The organism is Streptomyces sp. NPDC031210 (genome assembly GCF_055570395.1).
This window is the reverse complement of record NZ_JBVIHH010000007.1, coordinates 249,981-275,538: the sequence shown is the minus strand read 5'-3', so window position 1 is coordinate 275,538 and position 25,558 is coordinate 249,981. Positions and strand designations below refer to the sequence as shown.

Sequence of the window (25,558 nt, the reverse complement as noted above, 5' to 3'; positions counted from 1 at the left end):
GGAGAGCTGCTTCTTCCTCGAGATGGGTTTTTTCGGGTGGGGAGCAAGAGAAAAGAAGGGCGTCTTTTTCGCCCCCCCCTTCCCCCCCCCCCGCCGCGGCGCCCCCCGCAACCGTCGCTCCAAGGACTGATCACAGCGATGTTCCGCCGCGCATTCTGGTTCACCACCGGCGCCGCCGCCGGCGTCTGGGCCACCAACAAGGTCCACCGCAAGCTGCGCAAGCTGCAGCCCGACAGCCTCGCGGCGCAGGCCGCCGAAAAGGCGGTCGAGACCGGACACCGGCTGCGCCAATTCGCATTGGACGTACGCACCGGAATGGCGGACCGTGAAGAGCAACTGCACGACGCCCTCGGTCTCGGTGAGCGGGGCGACGTGACGGAGCTGCCCGGACCGCGCACGCGCGCGGTGCTCGAACCGCATTACCGAACCACGAGAACAACCGGACCGACCGGGCTGACCGGACCGACTGGAAATGAGGACCACTGATGGAGTCGGCTGAAATCCGCCGCCGCTGGCTGCGCTTCTTCGAGGAGCGCGGGCACACCGTCGTGCCGTCGGCGTCGCTCATCGCGGACGACCCGACGCTGCTGCTCGTCAACGCGGGCATGGTCCCCTTCAAGCCGTACTTCCTCGGCGAGGTCAAGCCGCCCGCACCGCGTGCCACCAGCGTCCAGAAGTGCGTGCGCACCCCGGACATCGAAGAGGTCGGCAAGACCACCCGGCACGGCACGTTCTTCCAGATGTGCGGCAACTTCTCCTTCGGCGACTACTTCAAGGAAGGCGCCATCACCTACGCCTGGGAGCTGCTGACCAGCTCGCAGGCCGACGGCGGCTACGGCCTCGACCCGGAGAAGCTCTGGATCACCGTCTACCTCGACGACGACGAGGCCGAGCGGATCTGGCGCGAGGTCGTCGGCGTCCCCGCCGAGCGGATCCAGCGCCTGGGCAAGTCGGAGAACTACTGGTCGATGGGCGTCCCGGGTCCCTGCGGCCCGTGCTCCGAGATCAACTACGACCGCGGCCCGGCCTTCGGCGTCGAGGGCGGCCCGGCCGTCAACGACGAGCGGTACGTGGAGATCTGGAACCTGGTCTTCATGCAGTACGAGCGCGGCGCGGGCACCGGCAAGGAGGACTTCGAGATCCTCGGCGACCTGCCCAGCAAGAACATCGACACCGGACTCGGCCTCGAACGCCTGGCGATGATCCTCCAGGACGTCCCCAACATGTACGAGACGGACACCCTGCGTGTCGTCATCGACAAGGCCACCGAGCTCTCCGGTGTGCGCTACGGCGCCGCGGAGGCCACCGACGTCTCGCTGCGCGTGGTCGCCGACCACATCCGCACCTCCACGATGCTCATCGGCGACGGCGTCACCCCCGGCAACGAAGGCCGCGGCTACGTCCTGCGCCGCATCATGCGCCGCGCCATCCGCAACATGCGGCTGCTCGGCGCCGACGGCCTGGTCGTCGGCGAGCTGCTGGACGTCGTCCTGGACACCATGGGCCGGCAGTACCCGGAGCTGCTCCAGGACCGCCGGCGCATCGAGACCGTCGCCCTCGCCGAGGAGGCCGCCTTCGTCAAGACGCTGAAGGCCGGCACGAACATCCTCGACACCGCCGTGACGGAGACCAAGGCCGCCGGCGGCGCGGTGCTGCCCGGCGACAAGGCGTTCCTGCTCCACGACACCTGGGGCTTCCCGATCGACCTCACCCTCGAAATGGCCGCCGAACAGGGCGTTTCGGTGGACGAGGACGGCTTCCGGCGCCTGATGAAGGAGCAGCGCGAGCGCGCCAAGGCCGACGCCCGGTCCAAGAAGCAGGGCCACGCCGACCTGTCCGCCTACCGCGAGGTCGCCGACAAGTCCGGCACCACGGAATTCACCGGATACACCGCCACCGAGGGCGAGTCCACCGTCGTGGGCCTCCTGGTGGGCGGCGTGCCGGCCCCCGCCGCCCACGAGGGCGACGAGGTCGAGGTCGTCCTGGACCGCACCCCCTTCTACGCCGAGGGCGGCGGCCAGCAGGCCGACACCGGCCGGCTGAAGCTGGACTCCGGCGCCGTCGTCGAGATCCGCGACGTCCAGCAGCCGGTGCCGGGCGTCACGGTCCACAAGGGCGTCGTCCAGGTCGGCGAGGTGGTGCTCGGCGCCTCCGCTTTCGCCGCCATCGACGTCACCCGCCGGCGCGCCATCGCCCGCGCCCACAGCGCCACCCACCTCACCCACCAGGCGCTGCGTGACGCGCTGGGGCCCACGGCCGCCCAGGCCGGCTCGGAGAACGCCCCCGGCCGCTTCCGCTTCGACTTCGGTTCGCCGGCCGCCGTGCCCGGCGGGGTCCTCACGGACGTCGAGCAGAAGATCAACGAGGTGCTCGCCCGGGAGCTGGATGTGCAGGCCGAGGTCATGAGCATGGAGGACGCCAAGAAGCAGGGCGCCATCGCCGAGTTCGGCGAGAAGTACGGCGACCGGGTACGCGTCGTCACCATCGGCGACTTCTCCAAGGAGCTGTGCGGCGGCACGCACGTGCGCAACACCGCCCAGCTCGGTCTGGTGAAGCTGCTCGGCGAGTCCTCCATCGGCTCCGGCGTACGCCGCGTCGAGGCGCTGGTCGGTGTGGACGCCTACAAGTTCCTGGCCCGTGAGCACACCGTCGTCTCGCAGTTGACCGACCTGGTCAAGGGCCGCCCGGAAGAGCTGCCCGAGAAGATCTCCGGTGTCCTGTCCAAGCTGAAGGACGCCGAGAAGGAGATCGAGAAGTTCCGGGCCGAGAAGGTGCTCCAGGCCGCCGCCGGCCTGGCCGCCGACGCCAAGGACGTGCGCGGCGTGGCGCTGGCCGCCGGCCAGGTGCCGGACGGCACCTCCGCCGACGACCTGCGCAAGCTGGTCCTCGACGTGCGCGGCCGGATCCCCGGTGACCGGCCCGCCGTGGTGGCCCTGTTCACGATCGCCGGCGGTCGCCCGGTGACGGTCATCGCCACAAACGAGGCCGCCCGCGAGCGCGGCATCAAGGCCGGCGAGCTGGTCCGCGCGGCCGCCAAGACGCTGGGCGGAGGCGGCGGCGGCAAGCCGGACGTCGCCCAGGGCGGCGGCCAGGACGCCACCGCGGTGCCCGAGGCCATCCAGGCCGTCGAGCGGCTCGTCGCCGAGGCGGCCTGAACCGCGTGAGCACCCTGCGACGCGGCAGACGGCTCGCGGTGGATGTCGGGGACGCCCGCATCGGGGTCGCCTCGTGCGACCCCGACGGGATCCTCGCCACCCCCGTCGAGACCGTGCCCGGACGTGACGTACCGTCAGCACACCGGCGCCTGGCGGCACTTGTCGACGAGTACGAGCCGCTCGAAGTGGTGGTCGGCCTGCCCCGCTCCCTCAACGGGGGAGAGGGGCCGGCCGCGGCCAAGGTCCGGACGTTCGCCCGCGAACTGGCCCGGAACATCGCACCCGTAGGGGTCCGGCTGGTGGACGAGCGGATGTCGACGGTCACCGCGACGCAGGGCCTGCGGGCCTCCGGGGTCCGGAGCAAGAAGGGCCGCTCGGTGGTCGACCAGGCGGCCGCGGTGGTCATCCTGCAGAGCGCCCTGGAGACCGAGCGGTCCTCGGGGCAACCGCCGGGCGAGAGCGTCGAAGTGGTCATCTGATCGCGGTACGGTAACGTTCCGCGCGATACGGCGGCCGTTCGAACAGTCGCTCGTGCAAGTAGAGGCGGATCGTTACAGCAGGCGCGCTGCCGTGAAGGAGCGCACCGCCTCTCGGCTCTAGGGGATCGATGACCGAGTATGGCCGGGGCTACGGCTCCGAACCGTGGCATCCGGAGGACCCGCTCTACGGAGACCAGGGTTCCTACGAAGGCCAGGCGCAGCAGCCCCAATGGGGCGGGCAGCAGTCCGAGCCGTATCCCCAGCAGCAAGCCGAGGCGTATTCCCAGCAGCAGTACGGCGACGGCTGGGACGGCGCGGGGGGCGGGCAGCCGGCGTACGACCCGCACGACCCCTACGGGCAGCAGCGGCAGTACCAGCAGCAGTACCAAGAGCAGCAGCAGTTCCAGGAAGCGCAGCAGTACCAAGAGCAGCAGCAGTTCCAGGAAGCGCAGCAGTACCAGGCGCAGCAGCGGCTCCAGGACCAGCAGCAGTACCACGAGCAGCGGCAGTACCAGGACCAGCAGTACCAAGAGCGCCCACAGCACCAAGAGCGCCAGCAGTACCAAGAGCACGAGCAGTACCAAGAGCAGCAGCAGTTTCCGGACCAGCGGCAATATCAGGGGCACTCTCAGCGCCAGGGGCACTCTCAGCCCCCGTCGCAGCATCGGCATCAGGAGCAGTACCCGCAGCAGGGTGATCCGGCCGAGCCGCGGTTCGACGCCGCTGGGGACGACTGGCGGGCCGAACCGCAGCCGCACGAGCGTGCGGCGGACCCCGAGCACGCGTTCTTCGCCGACTCCTACGACGCCGAGGACGACGCGGACGACCGCGCCACCGGTCCGCGCGGCGAGCGCCCCTCCTCCGGCCGCGACGGCCGCGGCAAGAAGAAGAAGCGGCGCAGTGGCACCGCCTGCCTGGTCGTCACGCTGGTCTTCGCCGGAGCCGTGGGCGTCGTCGGCTACTTCGGCTACGACTTCTTCATGAGCCATTTCGGCTCCGCGCCCGACTACGAGGGCGCCGGCTCCGGCGCGGTCCAGGTGGACATCCCGCCCGACTCCCCGCTCTCGGAGATGGGCCGGATCCTCGCGCGCGAAGGCGTGATCAAGAGCGCCGGCGCGTTCACCGAGGCGGCCGAGGAGAACAAGAAGGCGCAGACCCTGCAGCCCGGCACGTATTCGCTGCGCAAGAAAATGTCCGCCGCCGAGGCCATCGACCTGATGCTCGATCCCAAGAGCCGCAACGGTCTGACCATCCGCGAGGGCCTGCGCTCCAGCGCCGTCTACACCCTCATCGACCAAAAGCTGAAACTCACGAAGGGCACCACCAAAAAGGTCGCCGTGAGCCAGGCCAAGAACCTCGGACTGCCGTCCTGGGCCAACGACTCACGGAACATAAAGGACCCGCTGGAGGGCTTCCTCTTCCCCTCGACGTACAGCGTCGGGGACCGGGCGAAACCGGCGGATGTGCTCAAGGAGATGGTGGCACGGGCCACTCAGGCGTACGAGAAGTACGACCTGGAGGCCAACGCCCGCAAGCTCCACCTCGACTCGCCGATGAAACTGCTCACCGTCGCGAGCCTCACGCAGGCGGAGGGCAAGTACAAGCATGACTTCGAAAAGGTCGCGCGAGTCGTCTACAACCGCCTCAAGCCGAACAACACCGAGACGTACGGTTTGCTCGACTTCGATTCGACGGTGAATTACGCCCGGACGGAAAGTACGCTCGACACCGGATCCGTCGACGATCTCCGGCAGTTCAACGATCCCTACAACACGTACAAGTTCAAGGGTCTGCCGCCGGGACCGATCGGGAACCCCGGTGACCTGGCGATCAAGTCGGCCATCAATCCGGCCCAGGGAAACTGGTACTACTTCGTCTCGATCAACCCGGAGAAGACCCTCTTCGCCGAGACGAACGAAGAGCACGAGCGAAACCGTCGTATCTACGAAAAGGAACGCGAGAAAGCCAAGCAATGAGCCCCACACACCGGGCGGCGGTCCTCGGCTCGCCCATCGCGCACTCTCTTTCCCCGGTGCTGCACCGCGCCGCCTACGAGGCGCTGGGCCTGACCGACTGGACCTACGACCGTTTCGAGGTCGACGAGGCGGCGCTGCCCGCCTTCCTGGAGAAGCTGGACGCCGCCTGGGCGGGGCTGTCGCTGACCATGCCGCTCAAGCGGGCCGTGATGCCGTTGCTGGACGAGGTCAGCGACACCGCGGCCTCGGTCGAGGCGGTGAACACCGTCGTCTTCACCCCCGACGGGCGCCGCGTCGGTGACAACACCGACATCCCCGGCATGCTCGCCGCGCTCGGCGAGCGCGGGGTGGGGCAGGTCGAGCGGGCCGCGATCCTCGGCGCCGGCGCCACCGCCTCCTCGGCGCTCGCCGCGCTGTCGCGGATCTGCGCCGGCGAGGTCACCGCGTACGTCCGCAGCGCGGCCCGCGCCGACGAGATGCGCGGCTGGGGCGAGCGGCTGGGCGTCGCCGTCCGGACCGCCCCCTGGGAGGACGCCGCCGAAGCGCTGCGGGCGCCGCTGGTCATCGCCACGACCCCGGCCGGGACCACCGACGCGCTCGCCGCGGCCGTCCCCGACCGGCCCGGCACGCTCTTCGACGTCCTCTACGAGCCCTGGCCGACGACCCTGGCCACCGCCTGGGCCACCCGCGGCGGCGCGGTCGTCGGCGGCCTGGACCTGCTGGTGCACCAGGCGGTGCTCCAGGTGGAGCAGATGACCGGCCGGGCACCCGCCCCGCTGGCCGTGATGCGGGAGGCCGGCGAGGCGGCACTCGCCGCACGCTGATCGCCCGGCCCCGCTCCCGGCGGCCCCGCCCGCCCCTGTCCGTCCCGCCCCGCCGTGGTCCGCACCCTGGACTGGGCGCCGCCTGACGGGCGCGACGTGGGAGGATCAGAGGGAGACCGTACGCGGATGAGCAGTACATGAGGAGCACCGTTGAGCAGGTTGCGCTGGCTGACGGCGGGGGAGTCGCACGGCCCCGCACTCGTGGCGACGCTGGAGGGCCTTCCGGCCGGCGTTCCGATCACCACCGAGTTGGTGGCGGACGCGCTGGCCAGGCGCAGGCTCGGCTATGGCCGCGGTGCCCGGATGAAGTTCGAGCAGGACGAGATCACGTTCCTGGGCGGCGTACGGCACGGCCTGTCACTGGGCTCGCCGGTGGCCATCATGGTCGGCAACACCGAGTGGCCCAAGTGGGAACAGGTCATGGCGGCGGACCCGGTGGACGAGGCGGAGCTGGCCGCACTGGCCCGTAACGCCCCGCTGACCCGGCCCCGGCCCGGCCACGCCGACCTCGCCGGCATGCAGAAGTACGGCTTCGACGAGGCCCGCCCGATCCTGGAGCGCGCCTCCGCCCGGGAGACCGCCGCCCGGGTCGCGCTGGGCGCCGTCGCCCGCTCCTTCCTGAAGGAGACGGCCGGCATCGAGATCGTCTCCCACGTCGTGGAGCTGGCGGCGGCGAAGGCCCCCTACGGCGTCTACCCCAAGCCCTCCGACGTCGACAAGCTCGACGCGGACCCGGTGCGCTGCCTGGACGCGGACGCGAGCAAGGCGATGGTCGCGGAGATCGACCAGGCCCACAAGGACGGCGACACCCTCGGCGGCGTCGTCGAGGTGCTCGCCTACGGCGTCCCGGTCGGCCTCGGCTCGCACGTCCACTGGGACCGCCGCCTGGACGCCCGGCTGGCCGCCGCCCTCATGGGCATCCAGGCCATCAAGGGAGTCGAGGTCGGCGACGGCTTCGACCTGGCGCGGGTGCCGGGCTCGAAGGCGCACGACGAGATCGTCTCCACCGACGAGGGGCTCAAGCGCACCTCGGGCCGCTCCGGCGGCACCGAGGGCGGCCTGACCACCGGCGAACTCCTGCGGGTGCGCGCCGCGATGAAGCCGATCGCGACGGTGCCGCGCGCCCTGGCGACGGTCGACGTCAGCACCGGCGAGGCGACCAAGGCCCACCACCAGCGCTCCGATGTCTGCGCGGTGCCGGCCGCCGGCATCGTCGCCGAGGCCATGGTCGCGCTGGTCCTGGCGGACGCGGTGGTGGAGAAGTTCGGCGGCGACAGCGTGCCGGAGACCCGGCGCAACGTCCGCGCCTTCCTCGACAACCTGGCGATCAAGTGACCCCGCCGGTCGCCGTACTCGTCGGCCCGCCCGGAGCGGGCAAGTCCACCGTGGGCGCGCTGCTGGCCGAGCGGCTCGGCGTCGGCTACCGCGACACGGACGCCGACATCGTCGCCACGGCCGGCCGGCCGATCGCGGAGATCTTCATCGACGAGGGCGAGCCGCACTTCCGCGCGCTGGAGCGGGAGGCGGTCCGCACCGCCCTGGAGGACCACCAGGGCGTGCTCGCCCTCGGCGGCGGCGCGATCCTGGACGCCGGCACCCGCAAGCTGCTGGACGGCCTGCCGGTGATCTTCCTGGACGTCGAACTCGCCGACGCCGTCAAGCGGGTGGGCCTGGACGCCCCGCGCCCGCTGCTGACCGTCAATCCGCGCAAGCGGTGGCGCGAGCTGATGGAGCACCGCCGTCCGCTGTACGTCGAGGTCGCCCGCGCCGTGATCGCCACGGGGGACCGCACCCCCGACCAGGTCGTCGAGGCGGTCCTGGACGCTTTGGAGCAAGGGCGGGCACCGGGAGACACCCGGCAGGCCGCCGACAGGGAGGAACAGGCATGACGGAGCAGGCCACCCGTATCCAGGTCGGCGGTACGGCGGGCACCGACCCCTACGAGGTGCTCGTCGGGCGGCAACTGCTCGGGGAACTCCCGGGCCTGATCGGCGCGAGCGCGCAGCGGGTCGCCGTGCTGCACCCCGAGGCGCTGGCCGCCACGGGCGAGGCGCTGCGCGAGGACCTCGCGGCCCAGGGCTTCGAGGCGATCGCCATCCAGTTGCCGAACGCGGAGGAGGCCAAGACGGCCGAGGTCGCCGCGTACTGCTGGAAGGCGCTCGGCCAGACCGGCTTCACCCGCAGCGACGTGATCGTCGGCGTCGGCGGCGGCGCCACCACCGACCTGGCGGGTTTCGTGGCCGCGACCTGGCTGCGCGGCGTGCGCTGGATCGCCGTCCCCACGACGGTCCTGGGCATGGTCGACGCCGCGGTCGGCGGCAAGACCGGCATCAACACCGCCGAGGGCAAGAACCTCGTCGGCGCCTTCCACCCGCCGGCCGGTGTCCTGTGCGACCTCGCCGCGCTCGATTCGCTGCCGGTGCACGACTACGTCTCCGGCCTGGCCGAGGTCATCAAGGCCGGTTTCATCGCCGACCCGGTGATCCTCGACCTCATCGAGGCCGACCCCGAGGGCGCCAAGAGGCCCGACGGCGCGCACACCGCCGAGCTGATCGTGCGGGCGATCCGGGTCAAGGCCGAGGTGGTCTCCGCCGACCTCAAGGAGTCGGGGCTGCGCGAGATCCTCAACTACGGCCACACCCTGGCGCACGCCATCGAGAAGAACGAGCGCTACAACTGGCGGCACGGCGCGGCCGTCTCCGTCGGCATGGTCTTCGCCGCCGAACTGGGCCGGATCGCCGGCCGCCTGGACGACGCCACCGCCGACCGGCACCGCGCCGTCCTGGAATCCGTCGGGCTGCCGCTGACCTACCGCGGCGACCAGTGGCCCAAGCTGCTGGAGACCATGAAGGTCGACAAGAAGTCGCGCGGCGACCGGCTGCGGTTCATCGTCCTGGACGGCCTCGCCAAGCCGACGGTCCTGGAGGCCCCGGACCCGGCCCTGCTGCTCGCCGCGCACGCGGAGATCGCCGCATGACCCGTCGCGTCCTGGTGCTCAACGGCCCCAACCTGGGCCGCCTGGGCTCGCGCGAGCCCGATGTGTACGGCGCCACCTCCTACGCGGGCCTGGTGGAGCAATGCACCACGCTCGGCGCGGAGTTGGGCCTGGCGCCCGAGGTCCGCGAGACCAACGACGAGGGGGAGATGATCCGCTGGCTGCACGAAGCCGCGGACGCGTCGATTCCGGTCGTCATCAACCCCGGAGCCTTCACGCACTATTCGTACGCGATGCGGGACGCCGCGGCCCAGCGCACCGCCCCGCTCATCGAGGTGCACATCTCCAACCCGTACGCCCGCGAGGAGTTCCGCCATAATTCGGTGATCGCGGCCGTCGCCAGCGGTACCGTCGCCGGTTTCGGCATCGGCTCCTACCGCCTCGCGCTGCGCGCGCTGGCCGGGGAACTGGACGACTGACGCGGCACCAGGGCACTTCCCGCCACCCCCGGCCGTTGCCGTACTGAGCGCCGGGGGTGGCAGAGTACCGTTCGCACCACCACCGCCCAGAACGCCGGCTGCGGGCACAACGGCCCCTCCGGGCCGGTCGGTTGCCGCACGGCACCGGGCAGTCCGCCCCGGCGTCTGGGAACACTCCCGGCTGCCGCCGGGGGCAGCCCCACCCGGCGTCAGCCGGGGGAGCACCGCACCACGTCGACCGCACGAGACGGAGAGCCACCGGATGCAGTACGCAGTGGGGGCTCCGCTGCCACCGCCCCGCCGGCCGGAGCCGGGCCCCGAGGGCCCGGGCGCCACCATGAACTGGACCCCTGACCACAGCCGGCCCCTGCCGCCCGGCCCGCCGCCGTCCCCACCGGCGCCGGCCCCGCACGTCGCCCCGCCGCCCCCGGCGCCGCCCGCCCCCGGCACCCCCGGCCAGGGCTGGAACGGACCCGCGCCGCGCCAGGCCCCGCCCACGGGGCACAGCGCCGACCTCACCGGCCAGATCCGGCTGCCCGCCGGCGACCCGGTGCCGCTGCCCAGCCCGCCGTCCGGCGCCACCGCGCCCGATGCCGCCCACGCGGCCGTCGCGGTGCTGCTCATCGGCCCGGCCGGCGCGGGCAAGACCAGCGTCGCCCGGCACTGGGCCGACACCCGGCGGGTGCCGACCGCGCACATCAGCCTGGACGACGTCCGCGAATGGGTCCGCTCCGGCTTCGCCGACCCCCAGGCGGGCTGGAACGACCACTCCGAGGCGCAGTACCGTCTCGCCCGCCGCACCTGCGGCTTCGCGGCCCGCAACTTCCTCGCCAACGGCATCTCCTGCATCCTCGACGACGCCGTCTTCCCCGACCGGCCGGTCGTCGGCCTCGGCGGCTGGAAGCGTCACGTGGGTCCCGGGCTGCTGCCGATCGTGCTGCTGCCGGGCCTGGAGATCGTCCTGGAGCGCAACGCCCGGCGCAGCGGCAACCGCCGGCTCTCCGACGAAGAGGTGGCCCGTATCCACGGCCGGATGGCCGGCTGGTACGGCTCCGGGCTGCCGATCATCGACAACTCCTCGCACGACGTCGCCACGACGGTGCGGGTGCTGGACGATGTCGTCGCCCGCAGCATCGCCAGCCCGCCGAGCTGGTAGCCGGACCCCTCATCCGGGCCTTGCCCGGCCTTGTCCGGGCCCGTGTCCCCCGGGCGGCCCTCCCGACCGGCCGCCCGCGGGGACCGGCCGTACGCTCGGGATATGTCCGAGATGTACGCGGTCCGACGCACGCGGCTGCGCGACCGCTGCGCCGCGACCGGAAGCGCCGCGGCCCTGATCTCGCGCCCCGCCAACGTCCGCTACCTCACCGGCTGCGCGCCGCCCGGCGCCGCGCTGCTGCTGAGCCCGGCCGACGCCGTCCTGGTCTGCGGCCAGCCCCTGAGCGGTGACCCCTCCGAGGGCCGCCCCACCGACGGCGTACGGGTGAGCGTGCTGCCCACCCGCGGTGGCGACCCCGTCGTGGCCGGCGCCGATCTGGCCGCGAAGGCCGGCGCGGACAGCCTGGCCGTCGAGGAACACCACCTGACCGTCACCCGGCACCGGGCGCTTTCCCAGGTCGCCCCCCGCCTGCGGCTGACCGACCTGGCCTGCGCGGTCGAGGCGCAGCGCCTGGTCAAGGACGACGACGAGATCGCCTGCCTGCGGATCGCCGCCGAGATCACCGACCAGGCGCTCGGCGAGCTGCTGGAATCCATCCTGGTCGGCCGGACCGAGCGGCATCTGGCGCTGGAGCTGGAGCGCCGCCTGGTCGACCACGGGGCGGACGGCCCGGCGTTCCCCACGTCCGTCGCCACCGGCCAGAATTCGGGACGCCCCGGCCATGTTCCTACGGACCGGCGGGTGGAGGAGGGGGACTTCCTGACCGTCGCGCTGGGCGCCAACTACCGCGGCTACCGCTGCGAGATCGGCCGGACCTTCGTCATCGGCACCTCGCCCGCGGACTGGCAGATCGAGCTCTACGATCTCGTTTTCGCAGCCCAGAGGGCCGGCCGGGAGGCGCTGGCACCGGGTGTGGAGTGCCGCGAGGTGGACCGTGTGACGCGTCATGTCCTTGACGCGGCGGGGTACGGTGAGGGACTGGGCCCGTGGACCGGGCACGGGGTGGGACTCGAAATCGACGAGGACCCTCAGTTGTCGCCTGCCGCCATGGGTAAACTGGACGCTTGCGTACCGGTCACCGTCGATCCAGGGGTTCATCTCCCGGGCCGCGGGGGTGTCCGGATCGACGACACACTCGTCGTCCGCCCCGAGGCGGACGGCGGGCCCGAGCTACTCACGATCACGACCAAGGAGCTGCTCGCGCTGTGACCCGGAGGGTCCACGGCGTGCGGCTTCGAGGTACCCACCATCCGCAGTCCAGGAGATTCCGCAACCGTGGCTTCCACGAACGACCTCAAGAACGGCCTGGTGCTCAAGCTCGAAGGCGGCCAGCTCTGGTCCGTCGTCGAGTTCCAGCACGTCAAGCCCGGTAAGGGCCCGGCCTTCGTCCGCACCAAGCTGAAGAACGTGCTCTCCGGCAAGGTGGTGGACAAGACCTTCAACGCCGGTGTGAAGGTCGAGACGGCCACTGTCGACAAGCGCGGGATGCAGTTCTCGTACATGGACGGCGACTACTTCGTCTTCATGGACATGGACACCTACGACCAGCTCATGGTCGACCGCAAGGCCGTCGGCGACGCCGCGAACTTCCTGCTTGAGGGCTTCGAGGCGGTTGTGGCGCAGCACGAGGGCGAGGTGCTCTACGTCGAGCTGCCGGCCGCCGTCGAGCTCACCATCCAGCACACCGAGCCCGGCGTGCAGGGCGACCGCTCCACCGGCGGTTCCAAGCCCGCCACCCTGGAGACCGGCTACGAGATCCAGGTGCCGCTCTTCATCACGACCGGTGAGAAGATCAAGGTCGACACCCGCTCCGGCGAGTACCTCGGTCGGGTGAACAGCTAACCGTGGCTGCCCGCAACAAGGCCCGTAAGCGCGCCTTCCAGATCCTCTTCGAGGCCGACCAGCGCGGGGCCGACGTGCAGTCCGTGCTCGCGGACTGGATGCGGCACGCCCGGACCGACCCCCGGCAGCCGCCGTTGAACGAGTACACCCTGCAGTTGGTCGAGGGGTACGCGGACCACACCGATCGCATCGACGACCTGATCTCCACCTACTCCGTCGACTGGGACCTGGACCGGATGCCGGTCGTCGACCGCAACATCCTGCGGCTCGGCGCCTACGAGCTGATCTGGGTGGACGAGATCCCGGACGCGGTGGCGATCGACGAAGCCGTACAGCTCGCCAAGGAGTTCTCCACGGACGACTCCCCGGCCTTCGTCAACGGCCTTCTGGGCCGGTTCAAGGAGCTGAAGCCGGGACTGCGCCGCGAAACGCGGTAGGCGGACGGCTGAGAGCGTGGAAGGGCCCGGAGCGAGCAGGATGCTCCGGGCCCTTCCCATGCCCGCAGGCGGCCGGCTGGGGGTGCGCAACCACCCCAGGAGCCCCACGCGTGTCAGCCGGGCCGGGTGCGCGGGGCCGGTATGACGAAACCGCCGCCCCGGTGGCCCGGGGCGGCGGTACGTTTCTGCAGAGGGCGGGAGCGCCGTCAGATGTCGTCGTGCGCCACGGCGCGGCGCGCGTCGGCGTCCAGCACGCCCCAACTGATGAGCTGCTCGGTCAGCACCGAGGGCGACTGGTCGTAGATGACCGCGAGGGTGCGCAGGTCGTCCTGGCGGATCGACAGGACCTTGCCGTTGTAGTCACCGCGCTGACTCTGGATCGTGGCGGCATACCGCTGCAGCGGACCCGCCTTCTCCTGCGGGACGTGGGCGAGGCGCTCCAGGTCCAGCACCAGCTTCGGCGGCGGCTCGGCCGCGCCGCCCGGTGTGGTGCCCGGCAGCAGTTCCTGCACCGGCACACCGTAGAAGTCCGCCAGCTCGGCGAGGCGCTGCACGGTCACGGCACGGTCGCCGCGCTCGTACGAGCCCACCACTACGGCCTTCCAGCGGCCCTGCGACTTCTCCTCGACACCGTGGAGAGAGAGGCCCTGCTGGGTACGGATGGCGCGGAGCTTGGCCCCGAGCTGTTTGGCGTATTCGCTGGACATAAAGCTCCCCAGACAGCTATATCGATATGCGGCTCCGCCGCGCGGCTGGTAACTCACTGTGAGGTTACGCAGCGTAATTTGGCTTCGTCAAGCCGAACGGGGCAGAGCGTGGCCCGTCAGGGGCGCGCGCGGCTCCTGGCGCGCCCCCTGGTAGCCTGGGGACCGTAATTTCGACGTCCTTTAAGGTCCGTCCCGTGAGGCGGAGAAGGAGGTCCGTTTCGTATGGACGCAAGCAGTTCCGACGCACCGGCCGAGGCCCCCGCGCGCCCGGTCCTCGAAGGCCCCGACATCGCGCGGATGCTGACCCGCATCGCCCACGAGATCGTCGAACGCGCCAAGGGCGCCGACGACGTGGTGCTGCTGGGAATTCCCACCCGCGGCGTGTTCCTCGCCCGCCGGCTGGCCGACAAGCTCCAGGACATCACCGGCCGCACGGTCCCCGTCGGCTCGCTCGACATCACGATGTACCGCGACGACCTGCGCCTGGGCCCGGCCCGCACGCTCGGTCGCACCGAGATCCCCGCCGACGGCATCGAAGGCCGCCTCGTCCTCCTGGTGGACGACGTCCTCTTCTCCGGGCGCACGATCCGCGCCGCCCTGGACGCGCTGGGCGACATCGGACGGCCGCGCGCCGTGCAACTGGCGGTCCTGGTGGACCGCGGCCACCGCGAACTGCCCATCCGCGCCGACTACGTCGGCAAGAACCTCCCCACCTCGCTGCGGGAGACGGTCAAGGTCCAGCTCACCGAGGAGGACGGCCGGGACGCCGTGCTGCTCGGCGTGCGCTCCGCCGCGCCGCGCACCGGCCCCACCGCCGACGCCGGCCAGGCCGAGCCCACCGCCCCGGCCGGCGAGCGCTAGCGCACCGCCGAGCGGACCCGGCGACCCCGGGCCCGCCCGCACGCCTGCTCGACGGACATTCCCGCACACCTCCTCACTCACGGAGAAACCCGGATGAAGCGTCACCTCATCTCGGCCGCCGACCTCACCCGCGACGACGCCGTCCTGATCCTCGACACCGCCGAGGAGATGGCCCGGGTCGCGGACCGGCCGATCAAGAAACTCCCCACCCTGCGCGGACGCACCGTCGTCAACCTCTTCTTCGAGGACTCCACCCGCACCCGCATCTCCTTCGAGGCCGCCGCCAAACGGCTGTCGGCCGATGTCATCAACTTCTCCGCCAAGGGCTCGTCGGTCTCCAAGGGCGAGTCGCTCAAGGACACCGCGCTGACGCTGGAGGCGATGGGCGCCGACGCCGTCGTCATCCGCCACCACGACTCCGGCGCCCCGCACCGCCTGGCCACCTCCGGCTGGATCGGCGGTTCGGTGGTCAACGCCGGTGACGGCACCCACGAGCACCCCACCCAGGCCCTGCTGGACGCCTTCACGATGCGCCGCCGGCTCGTCGGCGCCGACGCCGGCCTGGGCAAGGACCTCGCCGGCCGCCGCATCACGATCGTCGGCGACATCCTGCACAGCCGCGTCGCCCGCTCGAACGTCCACCTGCTGACCACGCTCGGCGCCCACGTCACCCTCGTCGCCCCGCCGACCCTGGTGCCGATCGGCGTGGAGAAGTGGCCCTGCGAGGTCTCCTACGACCTGGACTCCGTGGTCGCCGCCTCCGACGCGGTCATGATGCTGCGGGTCCAGCGCGAGCGGATGAACGCGGCCTTCTTCCCCACCGAGCGCGAGTACGCGCGCCGCTACGGCCTGGACGGCGACCGCATGGCCCGGATGCCCGAGCACGCGATCGTGATGCACCCCGGCCCGATGAACCGCGGCATGGAGATCACCGCGCAGGTCGCCGACTCGCCGCGCTGCACCGCCGTCGAACAGGTCACCAACGGTGTCAGCATCCGTATGGCGGTCCTCTATCTGCTTCTGGGCGGCAACGAACCCGCCCTCACCGCCGCCACCAGCCCCCGCACCGAGGAGACGAAGTAACCATGAGCAAGATCCTTATTCGCGGGGCGAAGGTCCTCGGTGGCGAGCCGCAGGACGTCCTGATCGACGGCGAGACCATCGCCGAGGTGGGCACGGGACTGAGCGCCGAGGGCGCCCAGGTCATCGAAGCGGACGGCCGGATCCTGCTGCCCGGACTGGTCGACCTGCACACCCACCTGCGCGAGCCGGGCCGCGAGGACTCCGAGACCGTCCTGACCGGCACCAAGGCCGCGGCCGTCGGCGGCTTCACCGCCGTCCACGCCATGGCCAACACCTTCCCCGTCGCCGACACCGCCGGCGTCGTCGAGCAGGTCTGGCGGCTGGGCCGCGAGTCCGGCTACTGCGACGTGCAGCCGGTCGGCGCGGTCACCGTCGGCCTGGAGGGCAAGAAGCTCGCCGAGCTCGGCGCGATGCACGAATCCGCGGCCGGCGTCCGGGTCTTCTCCGACGACGGCAAGTGCGTGGACGACGCCGTGATCATGCGACGCGCCCTGGAGTACGTGAAGGCGTTCGACGGCGTCGTCGCCCAGCACGCCCAGGAGCCCCGGCTGACCGAGGGCGCCCAGATGAACGAGGGCATCGTCTCCGCCGAGCTGGGACTGGGCGGCTGGCCCGCCGTCGCCGAGGAGTCGATCATCGCCCGCGACGTGCTGCTCGCCGCGCACGTCGGCTCCCGGGTGCACATCTGCCACCTCTCCACCGCCGGCTCCGTCGAGCTGGTCCGCTGGGCCAAGTCCAAGGGCTGGAACGTCACCGCCGAGGTCACCCCCCACCACCTCCTGCTCACCGACGAGCTCGTACGGTCCTACAACCCCGTCTACAAGGTGAACCCGCCGCTGCGCACCGAGGCCGACGTCATGGCGCTGCGCGAGGCGCTCGCCGACGGCACCATCGACTGCGTCGCCACCGACCACGCCCCGCACCCGCACGAGGACAAGGACTGCGAGTGGGGTGTCGCGGCCATGGGCATGGTCGGCCTGGAGACCGCGCTGTCCGTCGTGCAGCACACGATGGTCGACAGCGGGCTGCTGGACTGGGCCGGCGTCGCCGACCGGATGTCCTTCCGCCCCGCCCGCATCGGCCGCCTCGAAGGCCACGGCCGGGCCATCTCGGCTGGTGAGCCCGCCAACCTCACGCTCGTCGATTCCGCTTACCGTGGAGTGGTGGACCCCGCGGGCTTCGCCTCCCGCAGCCGCAACACCCCCTACGAGGGTCGTGAGCTGCCGGGACGCGTCACCCACACCTTCCTGCGGGGCCGGGCAACGGTCGTCGACGGGAAGCTGGCGTGACTCCTTCTTTGATCCTTCTGGCCGCGGCGCCCAAGTCCGCCGAGGTCACCGACTGGGCGGCCCGTATCGGCTGGGTCGTCGGCCTGCTGCTGTTCGTCGTGTTCGTCTACTGGCTGATGCGCCAGGGCTGGAAGTGGCGCGGCACCCTCCAGGGCGACCTGCCCGAGCTGCCCGCCCCGCCCGCCGGGTCGGGCGAGCCGCGGCTGAAGCTCAGCGGCCGCTACCACGGCTCCACGACCGCCGGGCAGTGGCTCGACCGGATCGTCGCGCGCGGTCTGGGCACCCGCAGCCGCGTGGAGCTGACGCTGACCGACCAGGGCCTGGAGGTCCTGCGGCCGGGCGCCGCGGACTTCCACGTGCCGGCCGCCGCGCTGCGCGGCGCGCGCCTGGACAAGGGCATCGCGGGCAAGGTCCTGCCCGAGGGCGGCCTGCTGGTCGTCACCTGGGAGCACGGCGGCAAGGAGATCGACTCCGGCTTCCGCTCCGACCGGGCGGCCGAGCACCCGGCCTGGGTCACGGCCGTCAACGAACTGAGCATCACCGCACACACCACGAGCACCACCGAACACACCGAGCACACCGAGCACACCGAGCACACCGAAACGGAAGGCGCACGATGACGACCTCCACCAGGGGAACCGCGAAGGTTCCCGCCGTACTCGTCCTGGAGGACGGCCGTAGCTTCCGCGGCTGTGCCTACGGGGCCGTGGGGGAGACCTTCGGCGAGGCGGTGTTCTCCACCGGCATGACCGGCTACCAGGAGACGCTGACCGACCCCTCGTACCACCGCCAGGTCGTCGTCATGACCGCCCCGCACATCGGCAACACCGGCGTGAACGACGAGGACGACGAGTCCCTGAAGATCTGGGTCGCGGGCTACGTGGTGCGCGACCCCGCCCGCATCCCCTCCAACTGGCGCTCGGCGCGCTCCCTCGACGACGAGCTCGTCACGCAGGGCGTCGTCGGCATCAGCGGTATCGACACCCGCGCGCTGACCCGCCACCTGCGCGAGCGCGGTGCCATGCGGGTGGGCATCTTCTCCGGTGACGCCCTGGTCGACGAAGCGGCGATGCTGGCCAAGGTGCGCCAGGCCCCCGAGATGCGTGGCGCGGACCTGTCCGCCGAGGTCGCCACCCAGGAGCCCTACGTCGTCCCGGCGATCGGCACCAAGAAGTTCACCGTCGCCGCGATCGACCTGGGCATCAAGGGCATGACCCCGCGCCGCATGGCCGAGCGCGGCATCGAGGTGCACGTCCTGCCCGCCACCGCGACCGTCGAGGACGTCTACGCCGTCGGCCCCGACGGCGTGTTCTTCTCCAACGGCCCCGGCGACCCCGCCACCGCCGACCACCCCGTCTCCGTCATGCGGGGAGTGCTGGAGCGCAAGACTCCGCTGTTCGGCATCTGCTTCGGCAACCAGATCCTGGGCCGCGCCCTGGGCTTCGGCACCTTCAAGCTCAAGTACGGCCACCGGGGCATCAACCAGCCCGTGCAGGACCGTACGACCGGCAAGGTCGAGGTCACGGCGCACAACCACGGCTTCGCCGTCGACGCGCCGCTCGACAAGGTCTCCGACACCCCCTTCGGCCGCGCCGAGGTCTCCCACGTCTGCCTCAACGACAACGTGGTGGAGGGTCTGCACCTCCTCGACCAGCCGGCCTTCAGCGTCCAGTACCACCCCGAGGCGGCCGCCGGCCCGCACGACGCCGCGTACCTCTTCGACCGCTTCGTATCCCTGATGGAGGCCGAGCGTGCCTAAGCGCACCGATATCCAGTCCGTCCTGGTCATCGGCTCCGGCCCGATCGTCATCGGCCAGGCCGCGGAATTCGACTACTCCGGCACCCAGGCGTGCCGGGTCCTCAAGGCCGAGGGGTTGCGGGTCATCCTGGTCAACTCCAACCCGGCCACGATCATGACCGACCCCGAGATCGCCGACGCCACCTACGTCGAGCCGATCACCCCGGAGTTCGTCGAGAAGATCATCGCCAAGGAGCGCCCCGACGCGCTGCTGCCCACGCTGGGCGGCCAGACCGCGCTGAACACCGCGATCTCCATGCACGAGCAGGGTGTGCTGGAGAAGTACGGCGTCGAGCTGATCGGCGCCAACGTCGAGGCGATCAACAAGGGCGAGGACCGCGACCTGTTCAAGGGCGTCGTCGAGGCCGTCAAAGACAAGATCGGCCACGGCGAGTCCGCCCGCTCGGTCATCTGCCACTCCATGGACGACGTGCTGGCCGGCGTCGAGGAGCTCGGCGGCTACCCCGTCGTCGTCCGCCCCTCCTTCACCATGGGCGGCGCCGGCTCCGGCTTCGCCCACGACGAGGAGGAACTGCGCCGCATCGCCGGCCAGGGCCTGACCCTCTCGCCGACCACCGAGGTGCTCCTGGAGGAGTCCATCCTCGGCTGGAAGGAGTACGAGCTGGAGCTGATGCGCGACAAGAACGACAACGTCGTGGTCGTCTGCTCCATCGAGAACTTCGACCCGATGGGCGTGCACACCGGCGACTCCATCACCGTCGCCCCGGCGATGACGCTGACCGACCGCGAGTACCAGCGGCTCCGCGACATCGGCATCGCGATCATCCGCGAGGTCGGCGTCGACACCGGCGGCTGCAACATCCAGTTCGCGGTCAACCCCGTGGACGGCCGGATCATCGTCATCGAGATGAACCCGCGCGTCTCGCGCTCCTCGGCGCTGGCGTCGAAGGCCACCGGCTTCCCGATCGCCAAGATCGCGGCCCGTCTCGCCGTCGGCTACACCCTCGACGAGATCCCCAACGACATCACCGAGAAGACGCCGGCGTCCTTCGAGCCGACCCTCGACTACGTCGTCGTCAAGGTCCCGCGCTTCGCCTTCGAGAAGTTCCCGGCCGCCGACGCCACCCTCACCACGACCATGAAGTCGGTCGGCGAGGCCATGGCCATCGGCCGCAACTTCCCCGAGGCGCTCAACAAGGCGCTGCGCTCGCTGGAGAAGAAGGGCAGCCAGTTCGACTTCGTCGCCCCGCCCGGCGACAAGGCCGCACTCCTGGAGCTCGCGCAGGTCCCCACCGACGGCCGGATCAACACCGTGATGCTGGCCATCCGGGCCGGCGCCACCCCCGAGGAGGTCTTCGACGCCACGAAGATCGACCCGTGGTTCGTCGACCAGCTCTTCCTGGTCAAGGAGATCGCGGACGAGATCGCGGCGGCCGACAAGCTCGGCCCCGAGATCCTCGCCGAGGCCAAGCGCTACGGCTTCTCCGACGCGCAGATCGCGGCGATCCGCGGCCTGCGCGAGGACGTCGTCCGCGAGGTCCGGCACGCCCTGGGGGTCCGCCCGGTCTACAAGACGGTCGACACCTGCGCCGCCGAGTTCGCCGCCAAGACGCCGTACTTCTACTCCTCCTACGACGAGGAGAGCGAGGTCGCGCCGCGTGAGAAGCCGGCCGTGATCATCCTCGGCTCCGGCCCCAACCGCATCGGCCAGGGCATCGAGTTCGACTACTCCTGCGTCCACGCCTCCTTCGCCCTCAGCGAGGCCGGCTACGAGACCGTGATGGTCAACTGCAACCCCGAGACCGTCTCCACCGACTACGACACCTCCGACCGGCTCTACTTCGAGCCGCTCACCCTGGAGGACGTCCTGGAGATCGTCCACGCCGAGACCCAGGCCGGGCCCGTCGCCGGCGTCATCGTCCAGCTCGGCGGCCAGACCCCGCTGGGCCTGGCGCAGGGGCTCAAGGACAACGGCGTCACGATCGTCGGCACCTCGCCCGAGGCGATCGACCTCGCCGAGGAGCGCGGCGCCTTCGGCCGCGTGCTGACCGAGGCCGGCCTGCCCGCGCCCAAGTACGGCACCGCCTTCTCCTTCGAGGAGGCCAAGAAGATCGCCACCGAGATCGGCTACCCGGTCATGGTCCGCCCCTCCTACGTGCTGGGCGGCCGCGGCATGGAGATCGTCTACGACGAGCCGTCGCTGGGCGAGTACCTCACCCGCCACGCCGGCCTCATCGACAAGCACCCGGTCCTCATCGACCGCTTCCTCGACGACGCCATCGAGATCGACGTCGACGCCCTCTACGACGGCACCGAGCTCTATCTCGGCGGCGTCATGGAGCACATCGAGGAAGCCGGCATCCACTCCGGCGACTCCGCCTGCGCCCTGCCCCCCATCACCCTGGGCGGCTACGACATCAAGCGGCTGCGCGCCTCCACCGAGGCCATCGCCAAGGGCGTCGGCGTCCGCGGTCTGATCAACATCCAGTTCGCGATGGCCGGGGACATCCTCTACGTCCTCGAAGCCAACCCGCGCGCCTCGCGCACCGTGCCCTTCACCTCGAAGGCCACCGCGGTCCCGCTGGCCAAGGCCGCCGCCCGCATCTCGCTCGGCGCCACCATCGCCGAACTGCGCGCCGAGGGCATGCTGCCCAAGACCGGCGACGGCGGCACCCTGCCGCTGGACGCGCCGATCTCCGTCAAGGAAGCCGTCATGCCCTGGTCGCGCTTCCGCGACGCCTCGGGCCGCGGCGTGGACACCGTCCTCGGCCCGGAGATGCGCTCCACCGGCGAGGTCATGGGCATCGACTCGGTCTTCGGCACCGCCTACGCCAAGTCCCAGTCCGCCGCCTACGGAGCGCTGCCCACCAAGGGCCGCGCGTTCGTCTCCGTCGCCAACCGCGACAAGCGCTCGATGATCTTCCCGGCCCGCGAACTGGTCGCGCACGGCTTCGAACTGCTCGCCACCTCCGGCACCGCCGAGGTGCTGCGCCGCAACGGCATCAACGCCACCGTGGTCCGCAAGCAGTCCGAGGGCGAGGGCCCGAACGGCGAGAAGACCATCGTCCAGCTCATCCACGACGGCCAGGTCGACCTGATCGTCAACACCCCCTACGGCACCGGCGGCCGCCTCGACGGCTACGACATCCGCACCGCCTCCGTGGCCCGCGGCATCCCCTGCCTGACCACGGTCCAGGCGCTCGCCGCCGCCGTACAGGGCATCGAGGCCATGTCCCGCGGCGACGTGGGCGTGCGATCCCTCCAGGAACACGCGCGGCATCTGACCGCGGCCCGCGAGGAGTAGGGCCGGGGAGGGGGACACCGTTTCGGTGTCCCCCTCTTCATGAGCCCCCTCGACCCCTCGATCCTCCTCGCGGAAGGCCCCCACCGAACGATGTACCACCTGTTCTTCAACCTGATCTTCCGGCGCATGGACCCCGAGCAGGCCCACCACCTGGCCTTCCGGTGGATTCGGCTGGCCGCCCGCGTCCCCGTGCTGCGCACCTTCCTCGCCGCCGCCCTCGCGCCGCGCCACAAGGAACTGCGCACCGAGGCACTGGGCCGCCGGATGCACGGCCCGTTCGGCCTGGCCGCCGGGTTCGACAAGAACGCCGTCGCCATCGACGGCATGACCATGCTCGGCTTCGACCACGTCGAGATCGGCACCGTCACCGCCCAGGCCCAGCCCGGCAACCCCAAAAAGCGCCTGTTCCGCCTCGTGCCGGACCGCGCGCTCATCAACCGCATGGGGTTCAACAACGACGGTTCCGCGGCCGTGGCGGCCCGCCTGGCCGCCCGTGAGGCGGTCTTCCCGACGACCGTCGGCGTCAACATCGGCAAAACCAAGATCGTCCCGGAGGAAGAGGCGATCGGCGACTACGTCACCTCCACCGAACGGCTCGCCGCCCACGCCGACTACCTGGTCGTCAACGTCTCCTCGCCCAACACCCCGGGCCTGCGCGACCTCCAGGCGGTCGACCACCTCCGCCCGCTGCTGACGGCCGTGCGCGAGGCCGCCGACCGCACGGTGACCGACCGCCGCGTCCCGCTCCTGGTCAAGATCGCCCCCGACCTCGCCGACGCGGACATCGACGCCGTCGCCGACCTCGCCCTCGAACTCGGCCTGGACGGCATCATCGCCACCAACACCACCATCGCCCGCGAGAGCCTCGGCCTGGCCTCCGACCCGGCCCTGGCCGCCGAGACCGGCGGCCTGTCCGGCGCGCCCCTCAAGGAGCGCTCCCTGGAGGTCCTGCGCCGCCTGTACGCCCGCGTCGGCGACCGGATCACCCTCGTCGGGGTCGGCGGCATCGAGACCGCCGAGGACGCCTGGCAGCGCATCCTGGCCGGCGCCACCCTCGTCCAGGGCTACAGCGCCTTCATCTACGAGGGCCCCTTCTGGTGCCGCACCCTCCACAAGGGCCTGGCCGCCCGCCTGCGCAACAGCCCCTACGCCACCCTCGCCGAGGCCGTCGGCGCCGAGCACAAGAAGGTGACCGGATGAGTGAGCAGCAGCCCTTCGGGGCCCGTCTGCGGCGCGCCATGGACGAGCGCGGTCCCCTCTGCGTCGGCATCGACCCGCACGCCTCCCTGCTGGCCGACTGGGGCCTGAACGACGACGTCGCGGGCCTGGCCCGCTTCACCCGCACCGTCGTGGAGGCGCTGGCCGACCGCGTCGCCGTACTCAAGCCGCAGTCCGCCTTCTTCGAACGCTTCGGCTCCCGCGGCCTCGCCGTCCTGGAGACGGCCGTCGAGGAGGCCCGCGAGCGCGGCGCCCTGGTCCTCATGGACGCCAAGCGCGGCGACATCGGCTCCACCATGGCCGCCTACGCCGAGACCTACCTCCACCCGGACTCCCCGCTGTTCTCGGACGCCGTCACCGTCAGCCCCTTCCTCGGCTACGGCTCGCTGCGCCCCGCTCTGGACCTGGCCCGTGGCAACGGCTGCGGCGTCTTCACCCTCGCCCTCACCTCCAACCCCGAGGGCCAGGAGGTGCAGCGCGCGGTCCGCGACGACGGCCGCAGCGTCGCGGCGACGATGCTCGGCCACCTTGCGGCGGAGAACGCCGGCGCCGAGCCGCTGGGCTCCTTCGGCGCGGTGGTCGGCGCCACCCTCGGCGACCTGTCGGCGTTCGATTTGTCGATCAACGGCCCGCTGCTCGCGCCCGGGATCGGCGCGCAGGGCGCCACCCCCGCCGACCTTCCCACCGTCTTCGGCGCCGCGGTCGGCAACGTCGTCCCGAGCGTCAGCCGGGGGGTGCTGCGGCACGGCCCGGACGCCGGCGCGCTGCGCGAGGCCGCGGCCCGCTGCGCCGACGAAGTGCGCGCGGCGGTCGGATAGGGCCCTCAGGCGAGGACTTTGGTCCCGAAATGTCCTGGTCAGCAGAGTCTGACCAGGACTTTTCGTCTGTTCTCGCTGACTCCGGCGCCCTCGGCCGCTAGTCTCCGAGCAGAGCACCGCACGTAAGAGCGTTGCTTCGTTGCTCCGCTGGTGCGGGGCGACTAGGTTCCACACCGGTCCGTATCCGACAGTTCGACATCCGAGGTGACGTAGGCGTGGCTCTTCCGCCCCTTACCCCTGAACAGCGCGCAGCCGCGCTCGAGAAGGCCGCCGCGGCTCGCCGGGAGCGCGCCGAGGTCAAGAATCGGCTCAAGCACTCCGGTGCCTCCCTCCATGAGGTCATCAAGCAGGGCCAGGAGAACGACGTCATCGGCAAGATGAAGGTCTCCGCCCTCCTGGAGTCCCTGCCCGGCGTCGGCAAGGTCCGCGCCAAGCAGATCATGGAGCGGCTCGGCATCTCCGAGAGCCGCCGCGTACGGGGTCTTGGCTCCAACCAGATCGCGTCGCTGGAGCGCGAATTCGGCGGCGCCCCTTCCTGAGTTTCCCGGCACCGCCGGGAAGCTGGAATAATCGCCGTATGGCTGCAACATCCCGGGGGACGTCCCCCGCCCCCCCGGACGCTCGTCCGCGACTGACCGTGCTCTCCGGCCCCTCCGGGGTCGGCAAGAGCACGGTCGTCGCTCATATGCGCAAAGTGCACCCCGAGGTCTGGCTCTCGGTGTCGGCCACGACCCGCCAGCCCCGCCCTGGGGAGCGCCACGGCGTGCAGTATTTCTTCGTCGACGACGAGGAGTTCGACAAGCTCGTCGCCAACGGCGAGCTGCTGGAGTGGGCCGAGTTCGCGGGCAACCGCTACGGCACCCCGCGCAAGGCGGTCCTGGACCGCCTGGAGGCCGGGGAGCCGGTCCTGCTGGAGATCGATCTGCAGGGCGCGCGGCAGGTCCGCGAGTCCATGGCCGACGCCCATCTGGTCTTCCTGGCCCCGCCGAGCTGGGACGAGCTGGTCCGCCGGCTCACCGGCCGGGGGACGGAGGCGCCTGAGGTCATCGAGCGCCGCCTGGCCGCGGCCCGGGTCGAGCTGGCGGCGGAGAAAGAGTTCGACGCGACCCTTGTCAACACCTCCGTCGAGGACGTCAGCCGTGAGCTGCTAGCCTTGATGTTGCGTCGGCCTGGGGACGAGAACATCAGCGGCTGAGCCCGCGGACCCCAAACCGCCAGAGATTTTCGCGTTGCACA

24 protein-coding genes are annotated in these 25,558 nt (G+C 71.2%); 23 read left to right on the top strand and 1 reads right to left on the bottom strand.

Annotated elements, in window-relative coordinates; genetic code table 11:
• Positions 1 to 138 precede the first annotated feature (138 nt).
• The 13 genes from ACZ45Z_RS15915 to nusB all read left to right on the top strand — a co-directional run bounded on the left by ACZ45Z_RS15915 (position 139) and on the right by nusB (position 13,283).
• Complete coding sequence (locus tag ACZ45Z_RS15915) at positions 139 to 486, top strand: DUF6167 family protein (protein ID WP_468362234.1); 348 nt, start codon at positions 139 to 141, stop codon at positions 484 to 486.
• Complete coding sequence (gene alaS, locus ACZ45Z_RS15910) at positions 486 to 3,155, top strand: alanine--tRNA ligase (protein ID WP_468362232.1); 2,670 nt, start codon at positions 486 to 488, stop codon at positions 3,153 to 3,155. Before ACZ45Z_RS15915 ends, alaS begins: the two co-directional genes overlap by 1 nt.
• 14 nt (positions 3,156 to 3,169) lie before the next feature.
• Complete coding sequence (ruvX, locus tag ACZ45Z_RS15905; RefSeq protein WP_468362387.1) at positions 3,170 to 3,634, top strand: Holliday junction resolvase RuvX; 465 nt, start codon at positions 3,170 to 3,172, stop codon at positions 3,632 to 3,634.
• Between the two features lie 128 nt (positions 3,635 to 3,762).
• Positions 3,763 to 5,610 (top strand): endolytic transglycosylase MltG, encoded by a 1,848-nt coding sequence (mltG, locus tag ACZ45Z_RS15900; protein ID WP_468362230.1) that lies wholly within the window; start codon positions 3,763 to 3,765, stop codon positions 5,608 to 5,610.
• On the top strand, positions 5,607 to 6,434 hold the full coding sequence (locus tag ACZ45Z_RS15895; RefSeq protein WP_468362228.1) for a shikimate dehydrogenase: 828 nt from the start codon (positions 5,607 to 5,609) through the stop codon (positions 6,432 to 6,434). Before mltG ends, ACZ45Z_RS15895 begins: the two co-directional genes overlap by 4 nt.
• Positions 6,435 to 6,584: 150 nt before the next feature.
• Positions 6,585 to 7,769 (top strand): chorismate synthase, encoded by a 1,185-nt coding sequence (gene aroC, locus ACZ45Z_RS15890; protein WP_468362226.1) that lies wholly within the window; start codon positions 6,585 to 6,587, stop codon positions 7,767 to 7,769.
• Complete coding sequence (locus ACZ45Z_RS15885; protein ID WP_468362224.1) at positions 7,766 to 8,323, top strand: shikimate kinase; 558 nt, start codon at positions 7,766 to 7,768, stop codon at positions 8,321 to 8,323. Before aroC ends, ACZ45Z_RS15885 begins: the two co-directional genes overlap by 4 nt.
• Positions 8,320 to 9,411: a 3-dehydroquinate synthase gene (gene aroB, locus ACZ45Z_RS15880; protein WP_468362222.1), complete on the top strand. Its 1,092-nt coding sequence runs from the start codon at positions 8,320 to 8,322 to the stop codon at positions 9,409 to 9,411. Before ACZ45Z_RS15885 ends, aroB begins: the two co-directional genes overlap by 4 nt.
• Positions 9,408 to 9,848, top strand: coding sequence for a type II 3-dehydroquinate dehydratase (gene aroQ / locus ACZ45Z_RS15875; RefSeq protein ID WP_468362220.1), 441 nt, complete (start codon positions 9,408 to 9,410; stop codon positions 9,846 to 9,848). The genes aroB and aroQ overlap by 4 nt, the downstream gene beginning before the upstream one ends.
• A 262-nt stretch (positions 9,849 to 10,110) precedes the next feature.
• On the top strand, positions 10,111 to 11,004 hold the full coding sequence (locus ACZ45Z_RS15870; RefSeq protein ID WP_468362218.1) for a Pro-rich N-terminal domain-containing protein: 894 nt from the start codon (positions 10,111 to 10,113) through the stop codon (positions 11,002 to 11,004).
• Between the two features lie 102 nt (positions 11,005 to 11,106).
• Positions 11,107 to 12,213, top strand: a complete 1,107-nt coding sequence (locus tag ACZ45Z_RS15865; protein WP_468362216.1) for an aminopeptidase P family protein — start codon at positions 11,107 to 11,109, stop codon at positions 12,211 to 12,213.
• Between the two features lie 66 nt (positions 12,214 to 12,279).
• The gene (gene efp / locus ACZ45Z_RS15860) at positions 12,280 to 12,846 is read left to right on the top strand and encodes an elongation factor P (protein ID WP_468362214.1); all 567 of its coding nucleotides are present in this window, start codon (positions 12,280 to 12,282) and stop codon (positions 12,844 to 12,846) included.
• 2 nt (positions 12,847 to 12,848) lie between these two features.
• Positions 12,849 to 13,283: a transcription antitermination factor NusB gene (gene nusB / locus ACZ45Z_RS15855; RefSeq protein WP_468362212.1), complete on the top strand. Its 435-nt coding sequence runs from the start codon at positions 12,849 to 12,851 to the stop codon at positions 13,281 to 13,283.
• Positions 13,284 to 13,489: 206 nt separating this feature from the next.
• Here the strand turns inward: nusB and bldD are convergent, their stop codons facing one another.
• Positions 13,490 to 13,990: a transcriptional regulator BldD gene (bldD, locus tag ACZ45Z_RS15850; protein WP_136743645.1), complete on the bottom strand. Its 501-nt coding sequence runs from the start codon at positions 13,988 to 13,990 to the stop codon at positions 13,490 to 13,492.
• 222 nt (positions 13,991 to 14,212) lie between these two features.
• Between bldD and pyrR the strand changes: the two genes are divergently transcribed.
• The 10 genes from pyrR (at position 14,213) to gmk (ending at position 25,517) form a co-directional block, all read left to right on the top strand.
• Positions 14,213 to 14,851 (top strand): bifunctional pyr operon transcriptional regulator/uracil phosphoribosyltransferase PyrR, encoded by a 639-nt coding sequence (pyrR, locus tag ACZ45Z_RS15845; protein WP_468362209.1) that lies wholly within the window; start codon positions 14,213 to 14,215, stop codon positions 14,849 to 14,851.
• 93 nt (positions 14,852 to 14,944) lie between these two features.
• Positions 14,945 to 15,934 (top strand): aspartate carbamoyltransferase catalytic subunit, encoded by a 990-nt coding sequence (locus ACZ45Z_RS15840; protein ID WP_468362207.1) that lies wholly within the window; start codon positions 14,945 to 14,947, stop codon positions 15,932 to 15,934.
• 2 nt (positions 15,935 to 15,936) lie between these two features.
• The gene (locus ACZ45Z_RS15835) at positions 15,937 to 17,223 is read left to right on the top strand and encodes a dihydroorotase (protein ID WP_468362205.1); all 1,287 of its coding nucleotides are present in this window, start codon (positions 15,937 to 15,939) and stop codon (positions 17,221 to 17,223) included.
• Positions 17,220 to 17,843 (top strand): PH-like domain-containing protein, encoded by a 624-nt coding sequence (locus ACZ45Z_RS15830; protein ID WP_468362203.1) that lies wholly within the window; start codon positions 17,220 to 17,222, stop codon positions 17,841 to 17,843. Before ACZ45Z_RS15835 ends, ACZ45Z_RS15830 begins: the two co-directional genes overlap by 4 nt.
• Positions 17,840 to 18,982, top strand: a complete 1,143-nt coding sequence (carA, locus tag ACZ45Z_RS15825; protein WP_468362201.1) for a glutamine-hydrolyzing carbamoyl-phosphate synthase small subunit — start codon at positions 17,840 to 17,842, stop codon at positions 18,980 to 18,982. The genes ACZ45Z_RS15830 and carA overlap by 4 nt, the downstream gene beginning before the upstream one ends.
• The gene (gene carB, locus ACZ45Z_RS15820; RefSeq protein ID WP_468362199.1) at positions 18,975 to 22,286 is read left to right on the top strand and encodes a carbamoyl-phosphate synthase large subunit; all 3,312 of its coding nucleotides are present in this window, start codon (positions 18,975 to 18,977) and stop codon (positions 22,284 to 22,286) included. Before carA ends, carB begins: the two co-directional genes overlap by 8 nt.
• A gap of 90 nt (positions 22,287 to 22,376) precedes the next feature.
• Entirely contained in the window at positions 22,377 to 23,486 is a 1,110-nt protein-coding gene (locus tag ACZ45Z_RS15815) for a quinone-dependent dihydroorotate dehydrogenase (protein ID WP_468362385.1), read from the top strand.
• Positions 23,483 to 24,322 carry an orotidine-5'-phosphate decarboxylase gene (gene pyrF / locus ACZ45Z_RS15810; RefSeq protein WP_468362197.1) on the top strand — a complete coding sequence of 280 codons (840 nt, stop codon included), beginning with the start codon at positions 23,483 to 23,485 and terminating at the stop codon, positions 24,320 to 24,322. The genes ACZ45Z_RS15815 and pyrF overlap by 4 nt, the downstream gene beginning before the upstream one ends.
• 215 nt (positions 24,323 to 24,537) lie before the next feature.
• Entirely contained in the window at positions 24,538 to 24,861 is a 324-nt protein-coding gene (locus ACZ45Z_RS15805; protein ID WP_043438486.1) for an integration host factor, read from the top strand.
• A 38-nt stretch (positions 24,862 to 24,899) separates the two neighbouring features.
• Positions 24,900 to 25,517: a guanylate kinase gene (gene gmk, locus ACZ45Z_RS15800; RefSeq protein WP_468362195.1), complete on the top strand. Its 618-nt coding sequence runs from the start codon at positions 24,900 to 24,902 to the stop codon at positions 25,515 to 25,517.
• The last annotated feature ends 41 nt before the right edge of the window (positions 25,518 to 25,558 follow it).

Bases quoted from the DNA above. Each gene is read 5' to 3' on its own strand.
- ACZ45Z_RS15840 (WP_468362207.1), top strand. From the start codon at position 14,945: ATGAAGCGTCACCTCATCTCGGCCGCCGACCTCACCCGCGACGACGCC.
- ACZ45Z_RS15835 (WP_468362205.1), top strand. From the start codon at position 15,937: ATGAGCAAGATCCTTATTCGCGGGGCGAAGGTCCTCGGTGGCGAGCCG.
- aroB (WP_468362222.1), top strand. From the start codon at position 8,320: ATGACGGAGCAGGCCACCCGTATCCAGGTCGGCGGTACGGCGGGCACC.
- bldD (WP_136743645.1), bottom strand. From the start codon at position 13,990: ATGTCCAGCGAATACGCCAAACAGCTCGGGGCCAAGCTCCGCGCCATC.
- mltG (WP_468362230.1), top strand. From the start codon at position 3,763: ATGACCGAGTATGGCCGGGGCTACGGCTCCGAACCGTGGCATCCGGAG.
- aroQ (WP_468362220.1), top strand. From the start codon at position 9,408: ATGACCCGTCGCGTCCTGGTGCTCAACGGCCCCAACCTGGGCCGCCTG.
- ACZ45Z_RS15895 (WP_468362228.1), top strand. From the start codon at position 5,607: ATGAGCCCCACACACCGGGCGGCGGTCCTCGGCTCGCCCATCGCGCAC.
- ACZ45Z_RS15865 (WP_468362216.1), top strand. From the start codon at position 11,107: ATGTCCGAGATGTACGCGGTCCGACGCACGCGGCTGCGCGACCGCTGC.
- ACZ45Z_RS15815 (WP_468362385.1), top strand. From the start codon at position 22,377: ATGTACCACCTGTTCTTCAACCTGATCTTCCGGCGCATGGACCCCGAG.
- alaS (WP_468362232.1), top strand. From the start codon at position 486: ATGGAGTCGGCTGAAATCCGCCGCCGCTGGCTGCGCTTCTTCGAGGAG.
- carA (WP_468362201.1), top strand. From the start codon at position 17,840: ATGACGACCTCCACCAGGGGAACCGCGAAGGTTCCCGCCGTACTCGTC.
- pyrR (WP_468362209.1), top strand. From the start codon at position 14,213: ATGGACGCAAGCAGTTCCGACGCACCGGCCGAGGCCCCCGCGCGCCCG.
- gmk (WP_468362195.1), top strand. From the start codon at position 24,900: ATGGCTGCAACATCCCGGGGGACGTCCCCCGCCCCCCCGGACGCTCGT.
- pyrF (WP_468362197.1), top strand. From the start codon at position 23,483: ATGAGTGAGCAGCAGCCCTTCGGGGCCCGTCTGCGGCGCGCCATGGAC.
- ACZ45Z_RS15915 (WP_468362234.1), top strand. From the start codon at position 139: ATGTTCCGCCGCGCATTCTGGTTCACCACCGGCGCCGCCGCCGGCGTC.
- ACZ45Z_RS15870 (WP_468362218.1), top strand. From the start codon at position 10,111: ATGCAGTACGCAGTGGGGGCTCCGCTGCCACCGCCCCGCCGGCCGGAG.